General features: G+C 60.4%; 23 protein-coding genes and 1 pseudogene. 17 read left to right on the top strand and 7 right to left on the bottom strand.

The window, feature by feature from the left end; genetic code table 11:
• The first annotated feature begins 102 nt into the window (after positions 1-102).
• From iolE to INT12_RS16535, 12 genes are all read left to right on the top strand, one after another.
• Complete coding sequence (gene iolE, locus INT12_RS16590; RefSeq protein WP_046489005.1) at positions 103-996, top strand: myo-inosose-2 dehydratase; 894 nt, start codon at positions 103-105, stop codon at positions 994-996.
• On the top strand, positions 993-1,781 hold the full coding sequence (gene iolB, locus INT12_RS16585) for a 5-deoxy-glucuronate isomerase (RefSeq protein WP_057004690.1): 789 nt from the start codon (positions 993-995) through the stop codon (positions 1,779-1,781). Before iolE ends, iolB begins: the two co-directional genes overlap by 4 nt.
• A 10-nt stretch (positions 1,782-1,791) precedes the next feature.
• Entirely contained in the window at positions 1,792-3,723 is a 1,932-nt protein-coding gene (gene iolD, locus INT12_RS16580) for a 3D-(3,5/4)-trihydroxycyclohexane-1,2-dione acylhydrolase (decyclizing) (protein ID WP_193058926.1), read from the top strand.
• Between the two features lie 19 nt (positions 3,724-3,742).
• Positions 3,743-4,753, top strand: a complete 1,011-nt coding sequence (locus tag INT12_RS16575) for a Gfo/Idh/MocA family protein (protein WP_017846557.1) — start codon at positions 3,743-3,745, stop codon at positions 4,751-4,753.
• Positions 4,754-5,432: 679 nt separating this feature from the next.
• Positions 5,433-6,461: a Gfo/Idh/MocA family oxidoreductase gene (locus INT12_RS16570; RefSeq protein WP_017846556.1), complete on the top strand. Its 1,029-nt coding sequence runs from the start codon at positions 5,433-5,435 to the stop codon at positions 6,459-6,461.
• 128 nt (positions 6,462-6,589) lie between these two features.
• Complete coding sequence (locus tag INT12_RS16565; protein ID WP_079444050.1) at positions 6,590-6,769, top strand: hypothetical protein; 180 nt, start codon at positions 6,590-6,592, stop codon at positions 6,767-6,769.
• A gap of 48 nt (positions 6,770-6,817) precedes the next feature.
• Positions 6,818-7,753, top strand: a complete 936-nt coding sequence (locus INT12_RS16560) for a sugar ABC transporter substrate-binding protein (protein WP_017846555.1) — start codon at positions 6,818-6,820, stop codon at positions 7,751-7,753.
• Between the two features lie 65 nt (positions 7,754-7,818).
• On the top strand, positions 7,819-9,372 hold the full coding sequence (locus INT12_RS16555) for a sugar ABC transporter ATP-binding protein (RefSeq protein ID WP_017846554.1): 1,554 nt from the start codon (positions 7,819-7,821) through the stop codon (positions 9,370-9,372).
• Positions 9,373-9,430: 58 nt separating this feature from the next.
• Positions 9,431-10,453, top strand: a complete 1,023-nt coding sequence (locus INT12_RS16550) for an ABC transporter permease (RefSeq protein ID WP_017846553.1) — start codon at positions 9,431-9,433, stop codon at positions 10,451-10,453.
• A gap of 344 nt (positions 10,454-10,797) precedes the next feature.
• Positions 10,798-11,202 carry a TraR/DksA family transcriptional regulator gene (locus INT12_RS16545; protein WP_010564800.1) on the top strand — a complete coding sequence of 135 codons (405 nt, stop codon included), beginning with the start codon at positions 10,798-10,800 and terminating at the stop codon, positions 11,200-11,202.
• A 96-nt stretch (positions 11,203-11,298) separates the two neighbouring features.
• On the top strand, positions 11,299-12,981 hold the full coding sequence (locus INT12_RS16540) for a methyl-accepting chemotaxis protein (RefSeq protein WP_370737522.1): 1,683 nt from the start codon (positions 11,299-11,301) through the stop codon (positions 12,979-12,981).
• A 115-nt stretch (positions 12,982-13,096) separates the two neighbouring features.
• Positions 13,097-13,300: a hypothetical protein gene (locus INT12_RS16535; protein ID WP_017846551.1), complete on the top strand. Its 204-nt coding sequence runs from the start codon at positions 13,097-13,099 to the stop codon at positions 13,298-13,300.
• A 6-nt stretch (positions 13,301-13,306) separates the two neighbouring features.
• Here INT12_RS16535 and INT12_RS16530 read toward each other — a convergent pair whose 3' ends face one another.
• The 3 genes from INT12_RS16530 to INT12_RS16520 all read right to left on the bottom strand — a co-directional run bounded on the left by INT12_RS16530 (position 13,307) and on the right by INT12_RS16520 (position 14,233).
• On the bottom strand, positions 13,307-13,543 hold the full coding sequence (locus tag INT12_RS16530) for a DUF2789 domain-containing protein (RefSeq protein ID WP_193040013.1): 237 nt from the start codon (positions 13,541-13,543) through the stop codon (positions 13,307-13,309).
• 73 nt (positions 13,544-13,616) lie between these two features.
• Positions 13,617-13,847, bottom strand: a complete 231-nt coding sequence (locus INT12_RS16525; RefSeq protein ID WP_017846549.1) for a hypothetical protein — start codon at positions 13,845-13,847, stop codon at positions 13,617-13,619.
• A gap of 110 nt (positions 13,848-13,957) precedes the next feature.
• Positions 13,958-14,233 (bottom strand): hypothetical protein, encoded by a 276-nt coding sequence (locus INT12_RS16520; RefSeq protein WP_193040012.1) that lies wholly within the window; start codon positions 14,231-14,233, stop codon positions 13,958-13,960.
• A 414-nt stretch (positions 14,234-14,647) separates the two neighbouring features.
• Between INT12_RS16520 and INT12_RS16515 the strand changes: the two genes are divergently transcribed.
• Together INT12_RS16515 and INT12_RS16510 are read left to right on the top strand one after the other, a co-directional pair.
• Entirely contained in the window at positions 14,648-15,097 is a 450-nt protein-coding gene (locus tag INT12_RS16515) for a hypothetical protein (protein ID WP_017846547.1), read from the top strand.
• 132 nt (positions 15,098-15,229) lie between these two features.
• A complete protein-coding gene (locus INT12_RS16510) occupies positions 15,230-16,246 on the top strand; it encodes an ABC transporter substrate-binding protein (protein ID WP_169884682.1) in 1,017 nt (338 codons plus the stop codon).
• Between the two features lie 89 nt (positions 16,247-16,335).
• Here INT12_RS16510 and INT12_RS16505 read toward each other — a convergent pair whose 3' ends face one another.
• Positions 16,336-18,462 carry a TonB-dependent receptor gene (locus INT12_RS16505; protein WP_193040011.1) on the bottom strand — a complete coding sequence of 709 codons (2,127 nt, stop codon included), beginning with the start codon at positions 18,460-18,462 and terminating at the stop codon, positions 16,336-16,338.
• 93 nt (positions 18,463-18,555) lie between these two features.
• Positions 18,556-18,945 (bottom strand): DUF2946 domain-containing protein, encoded by a 390-nt coding sequence (locus tag INT12_RS16500; protein WP_193040010.1) that lies wholly within the window; start codon positions 18,943-18,945, stop codon positions 18,556-18,558.
• Between the two features lie 93 nt (positions 18,946-19,038).
• Here INT12_RS16500 and INT12_RS16495 point away from each other — a divergent pair, with 93 nt between their 5' ends.
• Entirely contained in the window at positions 19,039-19,476 is a 438-nt protein-coding gene (locus INT12_RS16495; protein WP_046383694.1) for a DUF3995 domain-containing protein, read from the top strand.
• A gap of 91 nt (positions 19,477-19,567) precedes the next feature.
• On the opposite strand, the pseudogene INT12_RS16490 reads toward INT12_RS16495, so the two are convergent.
• A pseudogene (locus INT12_RS16490) lies at positions 19,568-22,393 on the bottom strand (DUF6531 domain-containing protein); the annotation flags it as partial.
• Between the two features lie 460 nt (positions 22,394-22,853).
• Here INT12_RS16490 and INT12_RS16485 point away from each other — a divergent pair.
• Positions 22,854-23,183, top strand: a complete 330-nt coding sequence (locus INT12_RS16485; RefSeq protein WP_026139966.1) for a hypothetical protein — start codon at positions 22,854-22,856, stop codon at positions 23,181-23,183.
• Between the two features lie 948 nt (positions 23,184-24,131).
• Here INT12_RS16485 and INT12_RS16480 read toward each other — a convergent pair.
• On the bottom strand, positions 24,132-24,494 hold the full coding sequence (locus INT12_RS16480) for an NUDIX hydrolase (RefSeq protein ID WP_193040008.1): 363 nt from the start codon (positions 24,492-24,494) through the stop codon (positions 24,132-24,134).
• Between the two features lie 126 nt (positions 24,495-24,620).
• On the opposite strand from INT12_RS16480, the gene INT12_RS16475 reads away from it, so the two are divergent.
• Positions 24,621-25,601, top strand: coding sequence for a Gfo/Idh/MocA family protein (locus INT12_RS16475; RefSeq protein ID WP_046484474.1), 981 nt, complete (start codon positions 24,621-24,623; stop codon positions 25,599-25,601).
• Positions 25,602-25,638 lie beyond the last annotated feature (37 nt).

Genomic DNA, 25,638 nt, shown 5'->3' with positions numbered 1-25,638 from the left:
GTGCAGTTACAGAAGTGTTGCCTGACACACTGCCATCGGGAGCAAGCTCCCTCCCACATAATGCAGATCTCAGTGATACCTGAAAATAATAAAGGTGCAGCCATGCCCGCAATCCGAATTGGCATCAACCCGATCTCCTGGAGCAACGACGACCTGCCGGCCCTGGGCGGCGAAACGCCCCTGAGCACGGCGTTGAGCGAAGGCAAGCAGATCGGCTACGAAGGTTTTGAACTCAACGGCAAATTCCCCAAGGACGCCAAGGGCGTCGCCGATGTGTTGCGCCCCTACGACCTGGCGCTGGTCTCCGGTTGGTACTCCAGCCGCCTGGCCCAGCGGTCGGTCGCGGAGGAAATCGAAGCCATCGCCGCTCACGTCGAGTTGCTCAAACACAATGGCGCCACGGTGTTGGTCTACGGCGAAGTGGCCGATTCGATCCAGGGCTCCCGCATCCGCCTGATCGAACGCCCGCGTTTCCACAGTGAGCAGGCCTGGCAGGACTACGCCGACAAGCTCACCGAACTGGCGCGCTTTACCCTGTCCCAGGGCGTGCGCCTGGCCTACCACCACCATATGGGCGCCTATGTCGAATCGCCGGAGGACATTGATCAACTGATGCGCCGCACCGGCCCCGAAGTCGGCCTGCTGTTCGATTCGGGCCATTGCTACATGGGTGGCGGCGAACCCCTCGACGTACTGCGCAAGCACATCGACCGTGTGTGCCATGTGCATTTCAAGGACGTGCGCAAAGCAGTGGTGCAACTGGCGCGCAACCAGATGTGGAGCTTCCCCGACTGCATCGTCAACGGCACCTTCACCGTGCCGGGTGACGGCGATATCGACTTTGCCGCGTTGCTCGACGTGCTGCTGGCCGCGCATTACCGAGGCTGGCTGGTGGTCGAAGCCGAGCAGGACCCGGCTGTCGCGCCGAGCTATATCTATGCGAAAAAAGGTTACGACACCTTGCGTGCGCTGCTGAACGAGAGGACGGGGCAATGAGCTTGCTGGTCAAGAGCAATAAGCGCGGGCAAACCATGGTCGCCCTCGAAGCGGGCCGCCTGGACTATGTCGGCTTTGCCGCCTACCGCCTGAGCCTGGGCGAAACCCTGCCAGTCACCGCCGGCGATCAGGAGCTGTGCCTGGTGCTGCTCAGCGGCCGGGTGACGATCGAAGGCGAGGGGTTCAACTGGCAGAACCTCGGCGATCGTCAGTCGGTGTTTGAAGACAAATCGCCCTTTGCCGCTTACCTGCCGCCGGGCACCGACGCCCAGGTGACGGCATTGAGCGACGTGCAGCTCGCGGTCTGCGCCGCGCCTGGCGCGACGGGTTTCGCGCCGCGCTTGATCCGCCCCGAACAGTGCAAGCGCAGCGTGCGCGGCAAAGGCGCCAACACCCGTTACGTGTGCGACATCCTGCCCGACAGCGAGCCCGCCCACTCCCTGCTGGTGGTGGAAGTCCGCACGCCGTCCGGGCATTCGTCGAGCTACCCGCCGCACAAGCACGACACCGACGACCTGCCGCACCAGAGCTTTCTCGAAGAGACCTATTACCACCAGGTCAACCCGCCCCAGGGCTTCGTGTTCCAGCGGGTGTACACCGACGATCGCAGCATCGATGAGGCCATGGCCGTGGAAAACAGCGACCTGGTGGTGGTGCCCAAGGGGTACCACCCGGTGAGCGTGCCGTATGGCTACGAGTCCTACTACCTCAACGTAATGGCCGGCCCCAAGCGCGCCTGGCATTTTCATAACGACCCGCAGCACAGCTGGCTGCTGGACCTTTAAGGGGCGCGACATGACCACCACTCGTTTGACCATGGCCCAGGCCCTGGTGAAATTTCTGGATAACCAATACATCGAAGTCGATGGTGTGCAGAGCAAGTTCGTGGCCGGGGTGTTCACCATTTTCGGCCACGGCAACGTGCTCGGCCTGGGCCAGGCGCTGGAGCAGGACAGCGGCGACCTGGTGGTGCATCAGGGCCGCAACGAGCAAGGCATGGCCCACGCCGCCATCGGGTTTGCCAAACAGCACCTGCGCCGCAAGATCTACGCGTGTACCGCGTCGGTCGGCCCGGGGGCGGCGAATATGCTGACCGCTGCCGCGACCGCCACGGCCAACCGCATTCCGTTGCTGCTATTGCCTGGCGATGTCTACGCCAGCCGCCAGCCCGACCCGGTGCTGCAACAGATCGAGCAGTTCCATGACCTGAGCATCAGCACCAACGACGCCTTCCGTTCGGTGAGCAAATACTGGGACCGCATCAACCGCCCCGAGCAATTGATGAGCGCGGCGATCCACGCCATGCGCGTGCTCACCGACCCGGCCGAAACCGGTGCCGTCACCCTGGCGCTGCCGCAGGACGTGCAAGCCGAGGCCTGGGATTACCCGGATTACTTCCTGCAAAAACGTGTCCATCGCCTCGATCGGCGCCCGCCCACCGAGGCGATGATCGGCGATGCCGTGGCGGCCTTCGAGGGCAAGCGCAAGCCGTTGATCATCTGCGGTGGCGGGGTCAAGTACTCCGGGGCGAATGCGGCCCTACAGGCATTTGCCGAACGCTTCGAGATTCCCTTCGCCGAAACCCAGGCGGGCAAGAGCGCGGTGCTGTCCAGCCATCCGCTGAACGTCGGCGGGATCGGCGAAACCGGCTGCCTGGCCGCGAACCTGTTGGCCGCCGAGGCCGACCTGATCATCGGGATCGGCACGCGCTACACCGATTTCACCACGTCGTCGAAGTCGTTGTTCAAGCACGCCGAGGTGCGGTTCCTCAACCTCAACATCAGCCCCGGCGATGCGTTGAAACTCGATGGCGTGCAAGTGCTGGCGGATGCGCAAGTCGCCCTTGAGGCATTGGCCGCAGCGCTGGGCGATTATCGCGCCGGTTGGGGCGAGCAGGGGCGCGATGCCAGGGTGCAACTGGATGCTGAAGTCGACCGGGTGCATCAGTTGGAATACGCCGGTGACGACTTCGTCCCCGAGGTCGACGACCACCTCGACCGCGGCGTGCTGCGCGAATTTATCGAGCTGACCGGTTCGTGCCTGACCCAAAGCCGGGTCCTCGGCGTGCTCAACCAGGTGCTGGCCGACGACGCGATCATCGTCGCCGCCGCCGGCAGCCTGCCCGGCGACCTGCAGCGCAGCTGGCGCAGCAAGGGCGTCAACACTTACCACGTCGAGTACGGTTATTCGTGCATGGGCTACGAGATCAACGCCGCCCTCGGCGTGAAACTCGCCGAGCCGACGCGCGAGGTCTATGCGCTGGTCGGTGATGGCTCCTACATGATGCTGCACTCGGAGCTGGCCACCTCGATCCAGGAGCGCCGCAAGATCAACGTGGTGCTGCTGGACAACATGGCTTTCGGTTGCATCAACAACCTGCAGATCGGCAACGGCATGGACAGCTTCGGCACCGAGTTCCGCTACCGCAACCCCGAGAGCGGCAAGCTCGACGGCGGCCTGGTGCCGGTGGATTTCGCCATGAGTGCGGCGGCCTACGGTTGCAAGACTTACAAGGTCAGCAGCGTCGAACAGCTCGAAGCGGCGCTGGCCGATGCGCGCACGCAAACGGTGTCGACGCTGATCGATATCAAGGTGCTGCCCAAGACCATGATCCACGGCTACCTGTCGTGGTGGCGGGTGGGTGTGGCGCAGGTCTCCACCAGCGAACGCACCAACGCGGCGGCGAAAAAACTCAATGAACAGCTGGCCAAGGCCCGGCAGTACTAATAACAAGAGGAGTGAATGTATGTCGTTGAAGCTGGGTGTTATCGGTACGGGCGCTATCGGCCGGGACCATATTCGTCGTTGCAGCCAGACCTTGCTCAACAGCCAGGTGGTGGCGGTGACCGACATCGACCTGGAGCAGGCCGCCAAGGTGGTGGCGGATCTGAAACTGGACGCCGAGGTGTATCCGGACGGCCATGCGCTGATCCGTTCGCCTCAGGTCGAAGCCATTCTCGTCACTTCCTGGGGCCCGAGCCATGAGGCATTCGTGCTCGCCGCCATCGAGGCGGGCAAACCGGTGTTCTGCGAAAAACCCCTGGCGGTCACCGCCGAAGGCTGTCGCAGGATCGTCGAGGCCGAAGTGGCGCACGGCAAGCGCCTGGTGCAAGTGGGCTTCATGCGCCCCTATGACGAAGGTTATCGCGCCCTCAAAGCGGTGATCGACAGCGGCCGGATCGGCGAGCCGCTGATGCTGCACTGCGCTCACCGCAACCCGCGGGTGGGCGAGAACTACAAGACCGACATGGCGATCACCGACACCCTGATCCACGAGCTGGATGTGTTGCGTTGGCTGCTCGACGACGACTATGTGTCGGTGCAAGTGGTGTTCCCGCGCAAGACCAGCAAGGCCCTGGCCCATCTGCGCGATCCGCAGATCGTGCTGCTGGAAACCGCCAAGGGCACGCGCATCGATGTGGAAGTGTTTGTGAACTGCCAGTACGGCTACGACATTCAGTGCGAAGTGGTGGGGGAGACCGGTATCGCCAAGCTGCCGGAGCCGTCGCAGGTGCAATTGCGCAGCGAGGCCAAGCTGTCCAATGCGATTCTGATGGACTGGAAAGACCGCTTTATCGGCGCCTATGACGTCGAGTTGCAGGCGTTCATCGACAGCGTGCGCGCCGGGCAAGTGGGCGGGCCGTCGGCGTGGGATGGGTTTGCAGCGGCGGTCGCGGCGGATGCATGTATCGAGGCCCAAGGCAGTGGGCAAATTGTCCAAGTCAGCCTGCCTGAGCGTCCGCGCTTCTACGGCTGACACGCGGTCAATGTGGGAGGGGGCTTGCCCCCGATAGCAGTGGGTCAGCTAATGAATCTGGATCTGATCCACCGCCATCGGGGGCAAGCCCCCTCCCACAGTTGGATTGGGTGTGCACTTCAATGAAGGAGTGAATGTATGCGAATTGGACTGGTCGGCTATGGCCACGGAGGGCGCTTCTTTCATGCGCCACTGACTGCAACCCTGCCTTCTACGGCTGACACTCGGTCAATGTGGGAGGGGGCAAGCCCCCTCCCACAGTTGGATTGGGTGTGCACTTCAATGAAGGAGTGAATGTATGCGAATTGGACTAGTCGGCTATGGCCACGGAGGGCGCTTCTTTCATGCGCCACTGACTGCAACCCTGCCTTCTACGGCTGACACTCGGTCAATGTGGGAGGGGGCAAGCCCCCTCCCACAGTTGGATTGGGTGTGCACTTCAATGAAGGAGTGAATGTATGCGAATTGGACTAGTCGGCTATGGCCACGGAGGGCGCTTCTTTCATGCGCCACTGACTGTAACCCTGCCTTCTACGGCTAACACTCGGTCAATGTGGGAGGGGGCTTGCCCCCGATAGCAGTGGGTCAGCTATTGAATCTGGATCTGATCCACCGCCATCGGGGGCAAGCCCCCTCCCACAGTTGGACTGGGTTTGCACTTCAATGAAGGAGTGAATGTATGCGAATTGGACTAGTCGGCTATGGCCATGGAGGGCGCTTCTTTCATGCGCCACTGATTGCAACCCTGCCCGGCGCTACTTTTGTTGGTGTGGTGACTCGTTCACCCGAGCGCCGTCAGCAATTGAGCACTGATCTTCCAGGGGTTAAAGCCTTTGACAGCATCGGCCAGATCGTCGAGGCCGGCGTTGACGCCCTGGTGATTTCCACCACGCTTAAAGGTCGCCCGGCGCTGGTGCTGGAGGCTATCGAGCACGGCGTCGCCGTGGTCAGCGATAAACCTTTCGCCGCCAACGCCGAGCAGGCCCGGGTGCTGATCACCGCGGCTGAACGCCAGGGCGTGTTGCTCAGCGTCTACCAGAACCGGCGCTGGGATTCGGATTTCCTGACCTTGCGCAAACTGATCGACGCCGGCGCCCTCGGCGCTGTCACCCGGTTTGAATCCCGCGTCGAGCGTTTCAGCCCGCAATCGGTGGGCAATGCCAGCGGCGGCGGCTGGCTGCGCGACCTGGGCAGCCATCTGGTGGATCAGGCGCTGCAACTGTTCGGCCCGGTGGATCGGGTTTTCGCGCAACTGCACTACAGCGCCGAACACCCCAGCATCGACCACGGCTTCTTTGTCTCCCTGACCCACGCCAACGGGGTGATTTCCCACCTGTGGGGCAACGCCTTGCAGAACAGCCCGGCACCGCGCTTGCGGGTCAGCGGCACCCTGGGTTGCTACACCGTCGACGGGTTGGACGGCCAGGAAGACGCACTGATGGCCGGCAAGTCGCCCAAAACCGAGGGCGAGCACTGGGGCTCTGAGGAGCACCGCCGCTGGGGCTGGTTCGAACAAGGCCCCGAGCGCGAGCGTGTGCCGTCGGAAAAAGGCTGCTGGACCCAGTTCTATCGCCAGTGGCAGGCCGCCGTGCAAGGGCAGGGGCCGCTGCCGGTGGACGCCTACGAGGCGTTGGAAACCACAAGGATATTGGACGCCGCACGCCTGAGCGCCGAGCGCCAGCAAGTGGTTTCGACAAAAATAGAATAAAATTCTAAAACAGGTTGATATAGAAATTATTTTCCAATAAAGTCTTTTCCAGGTTGCATAAAGTACGTTCCGGACTCGATCCCGACGACTCAACAAAAACAAGATCAAAAACAACCAGGTACCGTCAGATGAAAATCTTCAACGCTGTACTGCGAGTTTTACGCCCAGCCCTTGCGCCACGCGGTCTGCCCCGCACCCGGCCGTTTTACTTCTCCTTCCTCAACGTGCTGTGCGTCGAAAACCAAGGCGCCCTGGTGTGCTGCATTCCGGGAGCACCGCTCGTCCGCCTGCCGTCATCCTCGCTCTGAAAAACGCAACGTCCAAAAAACCAACAAGAAAGTGGAGACAGACCGTTCATGAAGACCCCGATCCGTTTTACCGCGCTGGCGTTGTCCCTGCTGCTGGCCAGCGGTTTTGCCATGGCTGCCGATCTGAAGATCGGCGTGAGCATGTCGCAGTTCGATGACACCTACCTGACCAATGTGCGTGAGTACATGGACAAGCAAGCCAAGGCCTACCCCAAGGGCGATGGTGTGCAACTGCAGTTCGAAGACGCGCGCGCCGACGTGGTCAAGCAATTGAGCCAGGTCGAGAACTTCATCAGCCAGAAGGTCGACGCGATCATCGTCAACCCGGTGGACACGGCGTCCACGGCGCGGATCAGCAAGTCAGCGCTCGAGGCGGGTATTCCGCTGGTCTATGTCAACCGCCGACCTGACCAGAAAGACCTGCCCAAAGGCGTGGCGGCCGTGACCTCCGATGATGAAGAGGCCGGCAGGCTGCAAATGCAGTACATCGCCGAAAAACTGGGGGGCAAGGGCAAGGTGGTGATCCTGCTCGGTGACCTGGCGAACAACTCCACCACCAACCGGACCAAGGGCATCAAAGAAGTCCTGGCCAAGTACCCGCAGATCAAGATCGAGCAGGAACAGACCGGCATCTGGCTGCGTGACCGCGGGATGACCCTGGTCAACGACTGGTTGACCCAGGGCCGCGAATTCAATGCCGTGCTGGCCAACAACGATGAAATGGCGATTGGCGCGGCCATGGCGTTGAAATCGGCCGGCACCAAGCCGGGCAGCGTCTTGATTGCGGGGGTCGACGGCACGCCGGACGGCTTGAATGCGATCACCAAGGGCGAAATGACCGTGTCGGTGTTCCAGGATGCCAAGGGCCAGGCAGTCGGCTCGGTGGAGGCGGCGCGCAAGATGGCGAAGAAGGAAGCGATCGAGCAGAACATTGTCATCCCGTTCAAGCTGATCACCCCGGACAACGTCAAAGACTTCAAGTAGCCCTTACATCACAACAATAAGCCGGCAGGGCGGTCGTGCCCGCCCTGTCGATGGAGTACCGCCCTATGCTTGCTCAAGCCACTGTCTCGCAGCCGCCCGGTATCCAGCCGTCGCTGCTGGAAGAACCGTACCTGCTGGAAATCCTCAACATCAGCAAAGGCTTTCCCGGTGTGGTGGCCCTGGCCGATGTACAACTGCGTGTGCGCCCGGGCTCGGTGCTGGCGCTGATGGGCGAGAACGGCGCGGGCAAGTCGACCCTGATGAAAATCATCGCCGGCATCTACCAGCCCGACGCTGGGGAAATCCGCCTGCGCGGCAAGCCGATTGTGTTTGAGACGCCGCTGGCCGCGCAAAAGGCCGGGATCGCGATGATCCACCAGGAACTCAACCTGATGCCGCACATGAGCATCGCCGAGAATATCTGGATCGGCCGCGAGCAGCTCAACAGCCTGCGCATGGTCAACCACCGCGAAATGCACCGCTGCACCGCCCAATTGCTCGCCCGCCTGCGCATCAACCTCGACCCCGAGGAGCAGGTGGGCAACCTGAGCATCGCCGAGCGGCAGATGGTCGAGATTGCCAAGGCGGTGTCCTACGATTCTGACATCCTGATCATGGATGAGCCGACGTCCGCCATCACCGAGAAGGAAGTCGCCCACCTGTTTTCGATCATTGCCGACCTCAAGGCCCAGGGCAAAGGCATCGTCTACATCACGCACAAGATGAATGAAGTGTTCGCCATCGCCGATGAAGTGGCGGTGTTTCGCGACGGCCAGTACATCGGCCTGCAGCGCGCCGACAGCATGAACAGCGACAGCCTGATCTCGATGATGGTCGGCCGTGAACTGAGCCAGTTGTTCCCGGTGCGCGAAACGCCCATCGGCGAGTTGCTGTTGTCGGTGCGCGACCTGGGCCTGGACGGCGTGTTCAACAACGTCTCGTTCGACCTGCATGCCGGCGAGATCCTTGGCATCGCCGGGCTGATGGGCTCGGGCCGCACCAACGTGGCGGAAGCCCTTTTTGGCATCAGCCCAAGCACTCGCGGGCAGATAACCCTCGATGGCAAGGCGCTGCGTATCACCGACCCGCACATGGCCATCGACAAAGGCTTTGCGCTGCTGACCGAGGATCGCAAGCTCAGCGGGCTGTTCCCGTGCCTGTCGGTCCTGGAAAACATGGAAATGGCCGTGTTGCCGCATTACTCGGGCAACGGGTTTATCCAGCAGAAAGCCCTGCGTGCGCTGTGCGAAGACATGTGCAAGAAGCTGCGGGTGAAAACCCCGTCCCTGGAGCAATGCATCGACACCTTGTCCGGCGGCAATCAGCAGAAAGCCCTGCTGGCGCGCTGGCTGATGACCAACCCGCGCCTGCTGATCCTCGACGAACCGACCCGTGGCATCGATGTCGGCGCCAAGGCCGAGATCTACCGTTTGATTGCGTTCCTCGCCAGCGAGGGCATGGCGGTGATCATGATTTCCTCGGAGCTGCCTGAAGTGCTGGGTATGAGCGACCGGGTGATGGTGATGCATGAAGGCGAACTGATGGGCACCCTGGACCGTGCAGACGCGACCCAGGAAAAAGTCATGCAGCTGGCCTCCGGTATGACCGCGGTCCACTGACGAACAGCCGCGCGGGCCTGCGGTTGGCCTGCGCCATAGAATAAAAAGGTGATTGGTTATGAACGCAATAACAGACAACAAGCCTGCCACGGCAGCGGTCAAGCACCGTCGGCGCTTGCCCACCGAGCTGAGCATCTTCCTGGTGTTGATCGGCATCGGCCTGGTGTTTGAGCTGTTTGGCTGGATCGTGCGAGACCAGAGCTTCCTGATGAACTCCCAGCGCCTGGTGTTGATGATCCTGCAAGTGTCGATCATCGGCCTGCTGGCCATCGGTGTGACCCAGGTGATCATCACCACCGGGATCGACTTGTCTTCCGGCTCGGTCTTGGCGTTATCGGCGATGATCGCTGCCAGTCTTGCGCAAACATCTGATTTTTCCCGTGCGGTGTTTCCGTCCCTGACCGACCTGCCGGTGTGGATTCCGGTGGTGGCGGGGCTCGGCGTGGGGCTGCTGGCGGGCGCGATCAACGGCAGTATTATCGCGGTGACCGGTATCCCGCCGTTTATCGCAACGCTGGGGATGATGGTGTCGGCCCGTGGCCTGGCGCGTTACTACACCGAAGGCCAGCCAGTGAGCATGCTCTCGGATTCCTACACGGCCATCGGGCATGGCGCGATGCCGGTGATCATCTTTCTGGTGGTGGCGGTGATCTTCCATATCGCCCTGCGCTACACCAAGTACGGTAAGTACACTTACGCCATCGGCGGCAATATGCAGGCGGCGCGCACCTCGGGGATCAACGTCAAGCGCCACCTGATCATCGTCTACAGCATCGCCGGGCTCCTGGCGGGCCTGGCCGGTGTGGTGGCCTCGGCGCGTGCCGCCACCGGCCAGGCCGGCATGGGCATGTCCTACGAACTGGATGCGATTGCCGCAGCGGTGATCGGCGGCACCAGCCTGGCCGGCGGAGTAGGGCGCATCACCGGCACCGTGATCGGCGCGCTGATCCTTGGGGTGATGGCCAGCGGGTTTACCTTTGTCGGGGTCGACGCGTATATCCAGGACATCATCAAGGGCCTGATTATCGTGGCGGCGGTGGTGATCGACCAATATCGCAACAAGCGCAAGCTAAAACGCTGACGCAGTGCAAAATGTGGGAGGGGCTTGCCCCCTCCCACATTCAGGCCTGTATTCGTCAGATCCAACCGTTTGTCTTCTATATAGCTCCACAACACTGAATTTCTTGCTATAAACGCACTCCGATGACCATTCGCCAAGCCCGTCCTGGTGCCTTTGGGGGTTATCTTGGAAAAAATGCCTGTCTTTTCAGTTGCTGCGCCCTCAAGTCGGCCTTAGACTGCCGCCCCTCGTAAATTGAGTGCCGGGTGGCGCTTGGAATGGATGGCGCCTTTCCGAGACCTGCAGAGGTTGACCGGAACGCTCCCTTATTCGCCTTAATGCACGTATTTTTTATAGAGAAATCAATGACAAAGGAAAAGTTGCTGGCCATGCCGGCGGATGACTACATGAATGCCGAACAGCACGCTTTTTTCGAGCAGTTGCTGCAAGACATGAAAGTGGAACACCACGAGCGCATTGAACAGAACCGCATCGCCATTGAGAGCCTGGACACCCCGGCCGACCCGGCGGATGCCGCCTCCGTGGAAGAAGAGCGCACCTGGTTGGTGAATGCCATTGATCGCGACCAGCGCATGCTGCCGCAACTGGAGCGCGCACTGGAGCGCATCAAGGAAGATTCCTTTGGCTGGTGCGATGACAGCGGCGAGCCTATCGGCCTCAAGCGCCTGCTGATCAGCCCGACCACCAAGTACTGCATCGAAGCGCAAGAGCGCCACGAGCAGATCGACAAGCACCAGCGTCAAGCCTGATGCGCTGAAGCTGGGGGGCGAGTACTGCGCTCCCCAGGGAAAATACCCGTTACGCCCGCTATATTGATCTGTTGCAAGCTCCCCCACTAAAGGCCCATGGATAATGGCCTGATAGTGGCGTTTAATGCAGAGACAATAATGACAAGCAGTGGGGTGACGAAGATGGCTGGAGACGGATCTCTGATGGGCGCAGCAGTGCCACCGCACGCGGTGGTGCGCGGGTTGCCCGGCTGGCTGACGCCGCTTTTGCAGAGCACCGCCGTGGTGCTGGTCCTGCTCGGCCTTGCGTTTGCCAGCCTGCCGATTTATCTCTGCCTGACACTGGCCTTGCTGGTGATCTGGCTGCCTCGCCTGAAAAAACGCACACCCAGCGCGGCGCCGTCCGAAGCGGTCGATGCGATTGGCGACCTGACCCGCGACCTGTCCTATACCACCAGCCATAACGCCTTGTCGGCGGCCGGCGTGGCCTATTCGGTCAAGCAACTGGCTGCGCGCCTGCAGTCGCAGTTGAGCGCTGCCCAGCAGATCGTCAACAGCGCCGAAGTGATGATCGGCACCGAACAAGTCACCTCCCAACTCAGTCACCAGGCGCTGGGCGCCGCCAGCCAGGCGCATCAGCGCAGTACCGAGGGCCGCGAAGTGCTGGCCCAGTCGATCACCCGCATGCACCAACTCAGCCAGCGCGCGAATGCCAGCCGCGAGATGATTGAAGCCCTGAGCCAGCGCAGCGAGGAAATCCAGCGGGTGACCCTGGTGATCCAGTCCATCGCCAGCCAGACCAACCTGCTGGCCTTGAACGCCGCCATCGAAGCCGCGCGTGCCGGCGAGCATGGGCGCGGGTTTGCCGTGGTGGCCGATGAAGTCCGCGGGCTGGCCGGCCGTACCGCTACCGCCACCGAGGAAGTCGGGGTGATGGTGGCCGATATCCAGCAACGCACCGGCCAGGTGGTGGAGCAGATTCGCCAACTGTCGGCGGACCTGCACACCGGCGTGGAGCAGGTGGAACACGCCGGTGAGCAGTTACAGAACATCGCCAGCCTGGCCGCGGATGTCGAAGGGCAGGTCAACGAAATCGCCCAAGGCACCGAGACCAATCGGGCGCAACTCGACAGCCTGTTCCATGCCGTGGAGCAAATGCGCAGCGACCTGACGGTGAGCGACGAGCAAACCCGTCAACTGGCCGATGCCGCCGTGCAAATGGAAGGGCAGGCCGAAACCATCAGCGAACGCCTGGCCGCCGTCGGGCTGGATGACTATCACCAGCGCGTCTACGACCTCGCCCGCGAAGGCGCGAGCCGCATCGCCGAACAGTTCGAGGCCGATGTACTGCAAAACCGCGTCAGCCTGGAGGATCTGTTCGACCGCAACTACGCGGCGATCCCCAACACCCACCCCAGCAAGTACCACACGCGTTTTGACAGCTACACCGATCAGGTTTTGCCGGCGATTCAAGAGGCGCTGCTGCCGCGACACGAAGGTTTGGTATTTGCCATCGCCTGTACGCAACAGGGGTATGTGCCGACACACAACAAAGCGTTTTCCCAACCCTTGACCGGCGATGTACAGGTGGATGCGTTACAGAATCGCACCAAGCGCAAGTTCGACGACCGTACCGGGATTCGCTGTGGCAGCCATCAGCAAGCGGTACTGTTGCAGACTTACACCCGCGATACCGGTGAGTTGATGCACGACTTGTCGGTGCCGATCATGGTCAAGGGCCGGCATTGGGGCGGGTTGCGCCTGGGCTATAAACCCGAAGGCACGAACGCCAGGCACTAGAGATTGTTGCTGTTTGCGCAATAGAGCTATCCAGGGGATAGCTTTTTCTGAGGGTAGGAAAAACGTAGCATGGTCGCCGTTGTTAGTTAGCTAACGATTGTTGCGGAGAAGCTCCATGCAAAACAAAGTCGATGTTGCTGTGATGATTGGCAGTGGCGTACCCGAAACCCTGCGTGCGTTGGGTCAGAAGGCTTGTTGGGTCGTGCTGCTCAACGGTGAGCAGCGTGGCACCGTCTTCGCCAGCCGTGATGAAGCCGAGGAGTGTAGGGCCGCCTGGCAAGCGCTGTTGCGCATGGAACAGTCAGACAGCCTGCATTGAGGGGCGTTATTGCGCTTGGTGCAGACGCTGGTTCAGTTCATCCACGGCCATCGCCCATTCAGCGTCTTCCCGAAGTTCTTCCTTGAGAAACTGAGCCTGCTGGGGCGTCCAGAAGGGCGCGTCGATCAGCTTGACGTCGTCGGCCAAAGGATGGGCAGCGATAAACGCGTCGATGTCCTTCGGGGTGGAATTCAGGCCCAGTTGATCAAACAGGGTTTCAAGGGTTGGTACTGGCGCATCCATATCGTTCTCCATGCCGGTTTTTGGGGGGGGTATGCATCGGAGGCTTGTCGCGCAGTAGAGTTCTATCGGATTCTCAGGAGGTCAACGCCCCTGAGTCCACCGCTGTCTTGAGGGCCCTGGCGGCTTCTTTTGCCGCGACGGCGGCGGCGTCCGCGGTCTTGAACCAACGATCTTTTTCCACTTGGTGCATTGTGATCGTGGTCAAGGGAGGCTTGGCACGCATTACGATAACTGCTTGGAATTCTCCGTCTACTTCCTTGGCTTCGCCATGGATAAAAAATTCGCCAATATCAAATTCCGTCACGTATAACCTTCCCTTCAAGGTAACTGCACTGATGAAACCTGACCCGCACGGGGCAAACTTCAATGGACGGGCCAGTATGGCAGTTGTTGAGGGGCGACGGCGCGGTAAAGTCATCCAGGTGACGAAACGATCCCGCCGTGCGGGGCGTACAGGGCGGCCTCGAGGGTTTTTGCCAGTTCGCAGGCGCGGATATGATTGCTGCGAAAGCCTTTGATCCTGCCGCTGGTGACTTCCATAATATGAAAGAAGTTGCGCCCGGCCGGTACAACTTGATAAAGCACGGAGTTTGAGTACCCATCATGGCTGTGCAAGCAGTAGTATTGGCGCTCGTCTTGATAGGATGAGTGAGTGCTGGAAGACGTAGCGTTGTGTTGACGTCGTTGCATGGTCAGCTCCTGTCGATCGATCTGGTTGGCCCGCCAGCAGCGGAACGGGTGGTTTTGACCCGTGTTGCTGTTTTAATATTGTCGTCGGCGATCGGTACTCGGTTCCATTCCAGGTGTTTTGTTTTGTGCAGGTTGTCGGAAACTGCGCTTTTTAATTGGGTTATTCTCTGAAGCTGGTCGACCCGTCTTCTCGGGCTGTTAAACCTGTGATTTGCTGTGAAGATCGATGGCCTGCATAAGGCTCGTCGTGTATGCCTGTATTAGTCTTACGGCACCGCAGGGGCGTTTTTTCAGGGTTTTTAATCAATGCGTTGTGTCAGCGTGCCGGTATGGCCGCTTTTTTGTGCTGCCCGTTCCGGCGGACAGTGCTTTTTTTGATCTGGGGGCGTTTCCTTGGCAGTCAGTAATCTGGATATGCACGCGTTATTCGTGCTGGGTGATTTGCGCGCAAAGTTGGTCAAGCAGTTTCAATCCCGTTTTGTTTACATCACTGAACAGACACCGGAAGGCATCTATATCGCCGAGATCGATACTGAATCGGCATTGGTCGTGGATGACAAACAACGCCTTGAACTCAAGGTCGGTGATCATTTTCGTGCCGCGGTATTGCCCAGTCGCGAAGGTGGCAAGTTTGAATTGAAGTTCCGCGATATCAAGTTGACGGTGTATGGCTTGGGCGACTATGCCTTTGTTTCCTCGGCCGAAGGCCAGGGCATTGTGTTCAAGGAAGGTCACAGCGTGATGCTGGTGTTTGCCGCCAACGAACAATTGCAGGAAGGCTTGACCAAAACCCTCAAGGCCGTGACCGGCAAGGCCGCCAAGTGGCGCAAGGGTGAACTGGTGACCTTCAAGGCCAGCGAATAACCCGCTCGTACAGCAAACAGCCTTTATCTCCCGGAACCTCTACTACAGTTGAGTTGACTTAACTATTCAGAGGCTTCGCGCAGTGGCGGCCAAGCCGTCCGTTATTGCAGCGAACACGTGAGGTGCAAAGGCATGAAAGGATTGAGATCCCTGTTGGCGGCGTCCCTGGCGAGCCTGAGTCTGTCGGTGGCTTCGTTGCCGGTTTCGGCTGCACAGGCGCCTGTGCATTTCGCCGACCTGAACTGGGAAAGCGGCAGTCTGATCACCGAAGTGCTGCGCTATATCGTCGAGAAGGGCTATGACCTGCCCACCGACACCTTGCCCGGCACCACCATCACCCTGGAAACCGCCCTGGCGAAGAATGACATTCAGGTGATCGGCGAAGAATGGGCAGGCCGCAGTCCGGTGTGGGTCAAGGCCGAGGCCGAAGGCAAGGTGGCCGGGGTGGGCAATACGGTCAAGGGCGCCACCGAAGGCTGGTGGGTGCCGGAGTACGTGGTTAAGGGCGACCCTGCCAAAGGCCTTAAGCCCCTGGCGCCAGACCTCAAAAGTGTCGCGGACCTGGCGCGTTACAAGGACGTGTTCAAGGACCCCGAATCCCCAGGCAAAGGGCGCTTTCTCAACAGCCCCATTGGCTGGACCTCGGAAGTGGTCAACAAGCAGAAACTCAAGGCCTACGGCCTGGACGACAGCTATGTGAACTTTCGCAGTGGCTCGGGGGCGGCGTTGGATGCCGAGATAACTTCCTCGATTCGTCGCGGTAAGCCAGTGCTGTTCTATTACTGGTCGCCGACGCCCTTGATGGGGCGCTACAAATTGATCCAGCTGGAAGAGCCGGCGTTCGATGCCGAGGCGTGGAAGACGCTGACGGATGCGGACAATCCCGATCCGAAGCCGACACGGTCTTTGGCGTCCAAGTTGAGTATCGGCGTGTCCACGCCGTTCCAGAAAGAACATCCGCAGATTGTCGGGTTCTTCGAGAAAGTCGAGTTCCCGATCGAGCCGCTGAACAAAGCCTTGGCGACCATGAGCGAGAATCACACCGCGCCACGGGACGTCGCGCTGGCGTTTCTCAAGGCGCATCCTGATGTGTGGAAGGCCTGGTTGACGGAGGATGTGGCGCAGAAGGTTGAAGCCAGCCTGAAATAGCGTCCCATCCTGCGGCAGAACGCGGGGCAAGAATGTGGAAGCGGGCTTGTCAGCGTGTGCCCGCTTTCACATTGGCTAGCATTCCAGGCTCAGAAGCGGGTTTGCACCGCCACTTCAAACGTGCGCGGCGACCCCAGGTAATACGCCGGCGACACATGGGCAAACTCGGCATACACCTCGTTGGTCAGGTTGCGCACGCGGCCGGTCACCGAGGTGTGGGCGTCCACCTTGTAGCGCAGGAATGTGCCGAACAGAGTGTAGGCCGGCACTGTCTGGGTGTTGGCGTTATCCGCATACACCTGGGCCACATACCGCGCATCCACGCCGCCTTGCCAATCCTCGGAAAAATCATAGGTCAGCCACAGGTTGCCGACGCGCTTGGGCACATTGGTCGGCGTATTGCCCTTGCGCGAGACCACCGCGCCGCTGGCGATTTTTTCGTTGAACTCGTCGTACTCGGCATCCACCCAGGCGAAGTTGCCTTCGGCGAGTAGTCGTGGCGTGATGCGCAACGAACTGGCCAACTCAATGCCCTTGGACGACTGTGCGCCTACCGGGATGCTGTTGGTGGGGTCCAGCGGGTCGGTGACGGCAAAGTCCTTGCGCTCGATTTTGTAAGCCGCGACGGTGGCCGAACCGCGACCGTCCAGGTAATCGAATTTACTGCCCACCTCCCACTGTTTGCCGGTCGATACGTCGAATACCTGGGTGGTGGTACTCGGCTGTTCGGCGGCCGTGCTGTATTGCACGTACACATTGGCCGTCGGGATGAACTGGTAGGTCAGGCCCGCGCGCCCGGTCACCGGCTCCCAACTGCGCGTGAAGTGCCGTGGACTGCTGGCGGTTATCGCGCCGTGGTTGGTGACATCCAGGTCGATGGCGTCGTAGCGCAGGCCCGTCAGCAATGTCAGTTTATCGGTCAGGCCCAGGCGATTTTCCACGAACAGCGCTTTGGTGGTGACCTCGTTGGTCTTGTCGCTGATAAAGCCCGGTCGGGTGCCTGGGATGTCGTAAAAGTACCCCGGGTCGTAATGGTCAGGATCGACCGTGCTGTTGCCCGCGGCTCTCAGCGGGCTATTGGTCGTGCTGTTGACCTTGTATTCGAAGCCGCCGGACCAGGTGGTGGCGAGGCCGACGAAGCGGTCGTCGTGGCGCAGCTCGAACTGGTTGCCATTCTGCTCACCCTGATGACGCACCTGGTACGCGGTCGAGCGGTTCACCGCGCTGTTGTCGGCGTTGTATTGGTAGGTCTCCAGGTTGCGGTAATCGCGCTGGCTGTCCAGGTGATACAGGGTGTTTTTCAGTGTAGTGCTGTCGTTGATCCGGTAGTCGATGATCGAACGCGCCCAGAGCGTGCGCTGTTCGTAACGACCGTCGGCGACGTTGTAATTGTTGAAACGGTTGTGTTTATCGATCTTCAGCTCGCCGGCCTTGGGGTTCAGCACCGGCGTGCCCCAGTACGGGCTGTCTTCATGTTCGTCCTGGTATTCCAGGGCCAGGGTATGGGACAGGTTGGGGGTAAGGTCGCTGAGCAGGGAAAACGCTACGCTCCAGGCGTCGCGCTGGTCGCGGTCGATGTAGCTGTGGTTGGTGTTGCGGCTGACGTCCAGGCGTGCGTAATGCTGCACGTCGGCGCTGGGGTCGGTCAGCGCGTGGTTCAGGCCGAATGCCATGCCGGCGGTGTCGTAGCTGCCGTAGGTCAGTTGGCCTTCGGCGGCCTGTTCTTCGCGGGTGGCCAGCTTGGTCACGTAGTTCAGCGAACCGCCCACGGAGCCGGCGCCGTTGATCAAGGACGAGGGGCCGCCGACCAGTTCCACCCGATCATAGATCCACGCATCCACCGGCCGGGCCAGGCCGGTGGCGACGTTGATGCCGTTGAACATCTGGGTGATCTGGCTGCTGGTAAACCCACGATACGAGACAAAACCTCCAAACCCCGGCGGTGCGCTGGCGTTGACACCGGGCAAGGTATTGGCTGCATCCCGGAACGTCTTGGCGCCATGGCGCTCGATGTCATTGCGGTTGGCGATCGCCACCGAGGCGGGCGTTTCGCGCACGCTCAACCCCAGCCGCGACGCGACGCCGCTGGACTGGTCCAGGGCCAGGCCGGGTTCGTGGGAGGGTTCGCCATCGATGGTGGTCGGGGCCAGTTCGAGCGCCCAGGCACAGACTGGCAGGCAGCCGAACAGGCCTGCCAACAGAGGTAAATGTTTCATGCTTGAATCCTGAAAAACCTGCTTGAAAACAACGCACAGTCGCCCGTACTTCCTTACGGAAACGGTGTCAGTGCAGATCAGAAAGCGCGAGGATCAGGCGAGGGCGGGCGGCGCCCGTGGGTGGGCCGTGGGCCAGGTGAAGCGAGCAGGAATGTCAGCCGCCAGTACGATAGCCGGCGGCGGTGCGTGGGGTTGCGGCAACACCGCGACGTTGAGGCTGGAGTTCAGCGCCGGGCCCATGCCGCCGGTCGAGCACAGCGGGCAACCAAACGCCTTGGACAGCGTCGGCAGGCTTTCCTCGGCGGGGGTGGACGGCTTGGGCGCCTGGGTGCGTGGGTCGACGGTACAGAACTGCCCGCCGATGCCGTTGAGCTGCATGCCCACCATCTGCCCATGACCAATGCTGCACGCGAACACATTGAACAGGACGCTGCAGTAGAGCATCCAGGCAATGAGCGAGCGGTCGGCACGGGTGATTTTCATGGGGTGGCACTTTACCATCGGCCGCCGACGAAATGCCTGCAAAAAATCTCAGGGGGACTATCCTACTTCGCACAAATTCCGGGAGAGGCCGCCATGAGCTTTATCGTCGCACGATGGATCGTCGGTATTTTCACCTTTGTCAGCATGGTGCATTTGTACTGGGCCGCCGGTGGCAAGCTCGGCAGCCTCGCCGCCATCCCTCAACTTCCCGGCGAATTCGCCAGCGGCCCCCGCCTGGCGTTCAAGCCTTCGGCATTGGGCACCTTGCTGGTGGCGATGGGCCTGGTGGCAATTGCCTTGCTCGTTTGCCTGCGGGCCGGGCTGTATTTTTCGCCGGTGTCCCATGGCGCATTGCAATGGGGCATCAGCGCGATTGCCGTGATCATGTTTGCCAGGGCAATCGGCGATTCGGAGCTGGTGGGTTTTTTCAAAAAGGTCGGTGGTTCGCGGTTTGCGCGGTGGGATACGTATTTTTATTCGCCGTTGTGCCTGTTGTTGGGCGCCGGGTTGTTGGTGGTGGCGTGGAGTTGATCGCCTGATCGCGCCGCGAGCTTTCATCCGCCTGCAGACCCGCCCCGTGGATTTGGGCGCTTACCGATAGGCGTTGATCCTGCCCACCCGCCAGGCAGCGCCCGTTATCCGGATCGTAGTAGCGGTGGCGATGGTAGTGCAGCCCGCTTTCCCGGTCGAAGTATTGACCTTGGGAGCGCAGCGGGTTTTCGACTTTTTCGACGTCCAATCGCGTGATCCGGCCGTCGGCGCGGTAGTGCGCGGACCACACGATTTCGCCGTCGGGCGTGGTGAGTTCCTGCGCGGTGCCAAGGTGATCCAGTTGGTAATGGAAAGGCGTGGTGTGCTGTGGGCCGAAGCCTTCCAGCAGGGCCAGTGGGCGGACACTGTCGGGTTCGTAGACGTAGCTGCGATGCCGTTGCGCGTGGTGCTCGGCGATCAGTCTGTCGCCTTGCCAGAAAAACTCGGTGGTCGTGCCGGCGACGGTTTTGCTGATGCGGCGACCAAACGGGTCGTAGCGGTAGTGGACGGTTTGGCCGTTGGGGCGGGTGAGGCCGATCAGACGCTGCTGGCAGTCGTAGCGGTATTCGGTAACGAAAGAGTGGGCCTGGCCACGCCGTTCGCGGATGAGATTGCCAAAGGCGTCATAGTCGTAGTGGCGGTCATCCTGGAGCGTCAGACGGTTACCCGCTGGCGTGTAGGTGAAACGTTCCTGTGCGGCCGGGGAATGATCAGCGCGGACCAGGCGGTTTAGCGTGTCGTAGTGGTAGCGGTGCTCGCCTTTGCGGGTGTCGAGCAAGTACCTGAGGTTGCCGGCTTTGTCGTAGCTGTACTGGCGGCGGTAGCGAGTGCCTTCGATATCGCAGATGCCATGGTTGAACAGGCGTGCATGCTCATCGTATTGGTAACTGCTGAGCAGTTTGCCTTGGGCGCGTTGGTGTTCTCGGCCGGCGTCGAACAGGTGAGACGTCAACAGCGCGCCATTGAGTTCAACGGTCGCAAGGTGGCCGCCCTTGTCATGGTTGAACCCTAGCTGGTTGTTGTCTGGCAGGCGCAGGTATTTGAGTCGGCCGCAGGCGTCGTAGCCATAACGGAGTGTGCCCCAGCCCTGGTGTTCGGCGATCAGGCGGTTTTGCGGGTCGTATTCGTAGGTAAGCGGGCGGTAGCCGTCGTCGACGCTGAGGAGGTTGCCCTGGCGGTCGTAGGTATATTCAATAATGCCGCCATCGGGCAGGGTTTTCCTGACCAACCGGCCGGCGTGGTCTCGCCGGTAGCGGGTGACGAGCTGACAGCCGTCGGTGCCGTGTGCGGTTTTTTCCAGCAGCTTACCGTTGAGGTCGTAGGCATAGGCGGTGCGTCGGCCGTCGAAGTCGATTTCCTGCTGGAGCAGGCCGTTGGGGTGATAGTCGAAGCGGTAGATTTCGCCGACTTCGTTTTCGATTTCGGCGAGCAACAATCGCACGTGGTCGTAGCGGTAGTTGACCTGGCTACCGTCCGCATTGATGCGCCGGCTGATCAGGGGCAGACCGTCGGTGTATTCGTAGCGAGTGACGTGCCCCAGTTCATCGCGTTCGGCGGTGATTCTTCCGTAGGGGTTGTAGCTGTATTCCCGCGTGCCACCGCCGGGCATGACCACACGAACCAATCGTCCGACACCGTCCCACTGGTACTGGGTCGCCACCCCATGCTTGTCCTCTTGCGCCACCCTCCGACCGAGATCGTCATAGCGATAGCGCTTCACACTGCCGTTTGGCCAGTGTTCTTCAAGCAACTGCCCACGCTCATTCCACCACCGCCGCAGGCAGCTATGGTCGGGAAACCAAACCCCGATCAGTTGGCCATACTGGTTGTAGCTATAGTCGGTAACGTTGCCATCGGGGTCGGTCTGACGAATGACATTGCCTTGGTCGTTATGCGCGTAGTTCCAAACTGCCTGGCCACGACGTACAACTCTTAAGAATCCATTGTCATACTCGTAGGACGTTGGCTCATCTTCCCCCGGAAAAAACGCGACCAAGCATCCAGCGTCGTCGTACTGATACGCCGTTACCGCGCCGAGGGGGTCTTGCTCGACTGTCAGACGGCCCTTGTCGTCATAGGATCTGAAATGCTTGGCGCCATCCGGACCCACCCGCTGCACCCGCCGTGCCCGAACATAGGTTTCCTGGCTCCCATCGGCGTTGTGAAGGGTCACGCTGCCGTCGTCCCCCCAGGCATACCGCGTGTCGATCTGCAAGAAACTCGCCCAATGTCGGACACATCGCGCCGCCTTGCCAGCCCGTTCCCAAGCCCAAAAGAAGCGCGCGCCGCCGGCTAACTGGCGTTCAAGGATCAAGTGTTGCTTGTCGTACCGATAGGTCTCGCTTTCCCCTACGGCATTGGTCGCCGAAACCAGTCTTCCAATGTCGTCATAGGTGTAGGAAACCACGGTCTGTTCGGTCATCCAATCCCCGGCCGCACCGCCCTCGGGCCGCTGAACCTGGTAATCGAGCGCCACCAAGTGGCCGCGCTCATAACGGAAAAACAGCGAGCGACCGACACTGTTATCCAGGCGTTCAATGTGCCCCAATACATCGCGGACAATTCGCAGCCGGTTGCCGTAGGCATCGCTGATCGCGGTCAGCACACCGTGGCAGAAGTGGTAGAAGCGCGATGCCTGGCACAGCACCAGCTCATCCGGCCGCGCCCCCCGGTAGATCGCGGCGTCGGCCTGGCGATTGCCGGTTGTCGGTCGCGCCTTGGTCGGCAAGGGCAGGGCGGTCGATCGGTGCTCATGCTCGATCCACATCGCCGAGGCGTCCGTCAGCGTCAGGCGATGCGCCAGCGAGTGGCTCCAGCCAACCCCCAATCCGCAGTCCACATCCACCGCACGGGGGTGATAGCACCGCGTCCATTCGAACGGCAGGAGCCCGTCCAGTGCGGCATCGGTCAGCCTCAGCGAATCCAGTGCGCCATACCCGGCGTTGACCTGCTGCGGATACTCGGCCCGGCGTTGATGCACGCAATCCAGCTCCGGTGTGATAAAGGCAATGTGGGAAGCGTTAGTCATCCGTGACGTCTCGGCAAAGGGTAAGACGTCGGAGTCTGCCGCGGAAAAAAGACGCTGGACGAACGGCTGGAAAAATCAGAAGGGGCTGACACGCCCAGGGAAAATCCCGCGAAAAAGCAATTGAAAGGGCTACCCAAAAAGTCGATCCGACCGATTGCGAGACCGCCCGTCATCGTTCGCGCAAATAAAACCACTCGTCTTGCCGCCCGGTTTCCAGATATCGGCCGGCGAGTTGAGCGCGCATTGTGGCGATCCTTCAATCCGTGCGATAAGGCAATTTAGTGGCCCCTTTGTAACAAAATTCTCGCCAGAATCGCTTTTATTTTCAGCTGGTTAGGTGAGGAAGCAAATGCGCAATGTAGGAATCATGCTGATCGCCTGTTCCCTGGCCGGCGGTGCGGCTGCCGTACAGGCACGGGAGTTGCGCGAGGGCGACAAGTACATGTGCAGTTGGGGCGCGGGTACGGCCGCCAGGGCACAGGAACTCAAGCTGTCGGGCGTTTCACTGTATGCCGCGCGGCAGAAGATCCAGACCATCAAGTTCAACAAGTCATGGATGCGGATGATGGCCATGGGCATCACCGAGCAGACCTATGACAGCCGTTCACGGCTCAAGCCCGAGGCGATTCGCCAGAGTTTCTATCAGGATTGCGTGCGCTACAAAGTGGCGCGCAAATAAGGCGCTTCTTGCTGGTCGAGCAGCGCGGTTTACAAATCCACGACAATCTCAGTGTTTCTATTTGCATACAATTGCCCCCGTCATTGAGGAGACTGGTATGCAAACGCTTTTTCCCGGGGCGACGTCGGATGATGTCGCCGCGCTGTTCCTGATCGCCGACGTTCGCTGCCAGAAGAGCAGGGCGCATTAAAATGATGACCCCTCCGGAGCCCCGGTCGCCCGACAGCTTGCGCTACTTCGCAGTCGCGGTGTTGTGCGTTGCGGTGTTGCTGGGGATCTATTTCGTACAACTCAATGCCAAAGTCGACCGCCAGCGTGAACAGACCGTCGAGTACCTGGCTCTCTGCAGGCAAGTGGAGCGCGTGGCCAGTGCCGCGTCGGCAAACAGGATTGAACTTAGCGATACGTGCAAACAGTTGAGCGGACAGTCATCGAAAAGTCTGACGCCGAAATCGATTGATAACCCTTCTTTATAGAGGGAAATAGTACTTAAAAGTCGCGATGGTATTTGCACCAAAAAGTGGCACTTATATACCTCCCTACCTTGATAAATGTGTGGTTATTGAAGGACTTACGATTGTTTTATTCCGACGAAAGGATTAAAGCCATCTTGTTACGGAATTAGGCAATCGGTACTATAGCCGGGCGTTCACCTCCCACGGTTTATGCATTTTTTAAATCCCAAGTTTCCATCAGCTACTTGGGATTTTTTTTGCCTGGGATTTGTTGTCGGCATCAACAAGCTCCGCGCGCATCCGACCATTGTGCTTGGCTTGGTACAGCAACATCGTCGATGTTCTCGACAAACTCGAGCATCACACTGTTCCATCCAACTCGCTGGACGAGATTACCGATTTCGGTGGCGAGCAAGTCGATAACCTGCCTGAGCACATTCGAGTGAAGCGCCCCGACGCAGAATCTGCACAGGCCGCCGGACAGAGCGCGGAACTACAGGCGTCGCAGAAAGGATTTGACGATGTGCCGGGTGGTATCGGTAGTGTCCAGCTCGTCCATCGCACCGTAGGCGTGCCAGCGGCAATCGATGATTTCGTTGCACGGCCGTGCTTGCGCGATGTTCACCACCGACGCCTCGAACACATGGTGAAGCGTGTCGCGCGCTTTCAATTCCTGCAGGTACAGCAGTCCGTCGACGTTCAACCCGGTTTCTTCTTCCAGCTCCCGTTCGGCGGCGCCGACCGGGCGCTCATCGCGTTCGACCTTACCGCCCGGCAACGCCCATTTCGATCTGGCTTTGCGCACGAAGAGGATATGCCCCTTGTGTTCGCAAATCACCGTTGCGCGTATTTTCATCGTCTGTGCCCCGCAGCGAGATGTCTGTCATAAAAGTGTAATGCAAATGTCATGCTGGATGGTGGTGGCGTATCTGCGTGAGGATATAGATACTGGTCGATTGACGACAACGCACGAGGGGAGCAGATGAAGACGGTACGTTGGGGCATGATCGGCTGTGGCAGCGTCACTGAGTTAAAGAGTGGACCTGCTTTCTACAAAGCGCCAGGTTCGGCCTTGGTGGCCGTGATGGGGCGCCGCGAGGAGGCTGTGCGCGATTATGCGGCACGCCACGGCATTGGTCGTTTCTATACCGACGCCCAGGCACTGATCAACGACCCTGAGGTGGACGCGGTGTACATCGCTACACCGCCCGACAGCCACCTCGAATACAGCCTGATGGTCGCGGCCGCCGGCAAGCACTGTTGTGTCGAAAAACCCATGGCGCTGAATGCCGAGCAGGGCGCATTGATGCAGCGCACCTTCGAACGTGCCGGGCTGCATTTGTTTGTGTCCTACTATCGCCGCTCGCTGCCGCGCTTCCAGCAAGTGCGCGACTGGTTGCGCGATGGACGCATCGGCCAACTGCGTCACCTGACCTGGTCCCTGTGCAAGCCGCCAGCCATCGAAGACACCAGTGCCGCCAACTGGCGCACCGACCCGGCCATTGCCGGCGGCGGCTACTTTGCCGACCTGGCCAGCCACGGCTTTGATCTGTTCCAGTACCTGGCCGGCGACATTGTCGAGGTTGCCGGGTTTAGCGCGCGACAGGCCGGACAGTATGCGGCGGAAGACGCGGTGACCGCCTGCTGGACTTTCAGCTCCGGCGCGCTGGGCATGGGCTGCTGGAACTTTGTCGCGGACCGCCATGAAGATCGCGTCGAGCTGATCGGCACCCTGGGGCGGATCACGTTTGCGGTGTTCGACGACCAGCCGTTGCGGCTTGAAGGGGCGGTCGCCGAAGTGCTGGAGGTGCCTTGCCACACGCATATCCAGTGGCACCATGTGCTGGGCATGAACGCCCATATTCGCGGCGAAGCCGAGCACCCCTCACTGGCGATCGAGGCATTGAAGACCGACCGGATTCTGGACAAGGTGCTGCAACGCAATCCCTATCATCCTGAGTAGTTTTCCTGGCGTCGGCGTTGCATTCACCACTTTCGCC

Source organism: Pseudomonas sp. K8 (assembly GCF_014889455.1).
Lineage (GTDB): Bacteria > Pseudomonadota > Gammaproteobacteria > Pseudomonadales > Pseudomonadaceae > Aquipseudomonas > Aquipseudomonas veronii.
The sequence above is the reverse complement of the archived record's forward strand: the minus strand, read 5'-3'. Positions and strand labels throughout refer to the sequence as shown.

What these genes read in the sequence shown, in the direction of transcription:
- iolE (WP_046489005.1), top strand. Translation starts at nt 103, where the DNA reads ATGCCCGCAATCCGAATTGGCATCAACCCGATCTCCTGGAGCAACGAC.
- iolB (WP_057004690.1), top strand. Translation starts at nt 993, where the DNA reads ATGAGCTTGCTGGTCAAGAGCAATAAGCGCGGGCAAACCATGGTCGCC.
- iolD (WP_193058926.1), top strand. Translation starts at nt 1,792, where the DNA reads ATGACCACCACTCGTTTGACCATGGCCCAGGCCCTGGTGAAATTTCTG.
- INT12_RS16575 (WP_017846557.1), top strand. Translation starts at nt 3,743, where the DNA reads ATGTCGTTGAAGCTGGGTGTTATCGGTACGGGCGCTATCGGCCGGGAC.
- INT12_RS16570 (WP_017846556.1), top strand. Translation starts at nt 5,433, where the DNA reads ATGCGAATTGGACTAGTCGGCTATGGCCATGGAGGGCGCTTCTTTCAT.
- INT12_RS16565 (WP_079444050.1), top strand. Translation starts at nt 6,590, where the DNA reads ATGAAAATCTTCAACGCTGTACTGCGAGTTTTACGCCCAGCCCTTGCG.
- INT12_RS16560 (WP_017846555.1), top strand. Translation starts at nt 6,818, where the DNA reads ATGAAGACCCCGATCCGTTTTACCGCGCTGGCGTTGTCCCTGCTGCTG.
- INT12_RS16555 (WP_017846554.1), top strand. Translation starts at nt 7,819, where the DNA reads ATGCTTGCTCAAGCCACTGTCTCGCAGCCGCCCGGTATCCAGCCGTCG.
- INT12_RS16550 (WP_017846553.1), top strand. Translation starts at nt 9,431, where the DNA reads ATGAACGCAATAACAGACAACAAGCCTGCCACGGCAGCGGTCAAGCAC.
- INT12_RS16545 (WP_010564800.1), top strand. Translation starts at nt 10,798, where the DNA reads ATGACAAAGGAAAAGTTGCTGGCCATGCCGGCGGATGACTACATGAAT.
- INT12_RS16540 (WP_370737522.1), top strand. Translation starts at nt 11,299, where the DNA reads ATGGATAATGGCCTGATAGTGGCGTTTAATGCAGAGACAATAATGACA.
- INT12_RS16535 (WP_017846551.1), top strand. Translation starts at nt 13,097, where the DNA reads ATGCAAAACAAAGTCGATGTTGCTGTGATGATTGGCAGTGGCGTACCC.
- INT12_RS16530 (WP_193040013.1), bottom strand. Translation starts at nt 13,543, where the DNA reads ATGGATGCGCCAGTACCAACCCTTGAAACCCTGTTTGATCAACTGGGC.
- INT12_RS16520 (WP_193040012.1), bottom strand. Translation starts at nt 14,233, where the DNA reads ATGCAACGACGTCAACACAACGCTACGTCTTCCAGCACTCACTCATCC.
- INT12_RS16515 (WP_017846547.1), top strand. Translation starts at nt 14,648, where the DNA reads ATGCACGCGTTATTCGTGCTGGGTGATTTGCGCGCAAAGTTGGTCAAG.
- INT12_RS16510 (WP_169884682.1), top strand. Translation starts at nt 15,230, where the DNA reads ATGAAAGGATTGAGATCCCTGTTGGCGGCGTCCCTGGCGAGCCTGAGT.
- INT12_RS16505 (WP_193040011.1), bottom strand. Translation starts at nt 18,462, where the DNA reads ATGAAACATTTACCTCTGTTGGCAGGCCTGTTCGGCTGCCTGCCAGTC.
- INT12_RS16500 (WP_193040010.1), bottom strand. Translation starts at nt 18,945, where the DNA reads ATGAAAATCACCCGTGCCGACCGCTCGCTCATTGCCTGGATGCTCTAC.
- INT12_RS16495 (WP_046383694.1), top strand. Translation starts at nt 19,039, where the DNA reads ATGAGCTTTATCGTCGCACGATGGATCGTCGGTATTTTCACCTTTGTC.
- INT12_RS16485 (WP_026139966.1), top strand. Translation starts at nt 22,854, where the DNA reads ATGCGCAATGTAGGAATCATGCTGATCGCCTGTTCCCTGGCCGGCGGT.
- INT12_RS16480 (WP_193040008.1), bottom strand. Translation starts at nt 24,494, where the DNA reads ATGAAAATACGCGCAACGGTGATTTGCGAACACAAGGGGCATATCCTC.
- INT12_RS16475 (WP_046484474.1), top strand. Translation starts at nt 24,621, where the DNA reads ATGAAGACGGTACGTTGGGGCATGATCGGCTGTGGCAGCGTCACTGAG.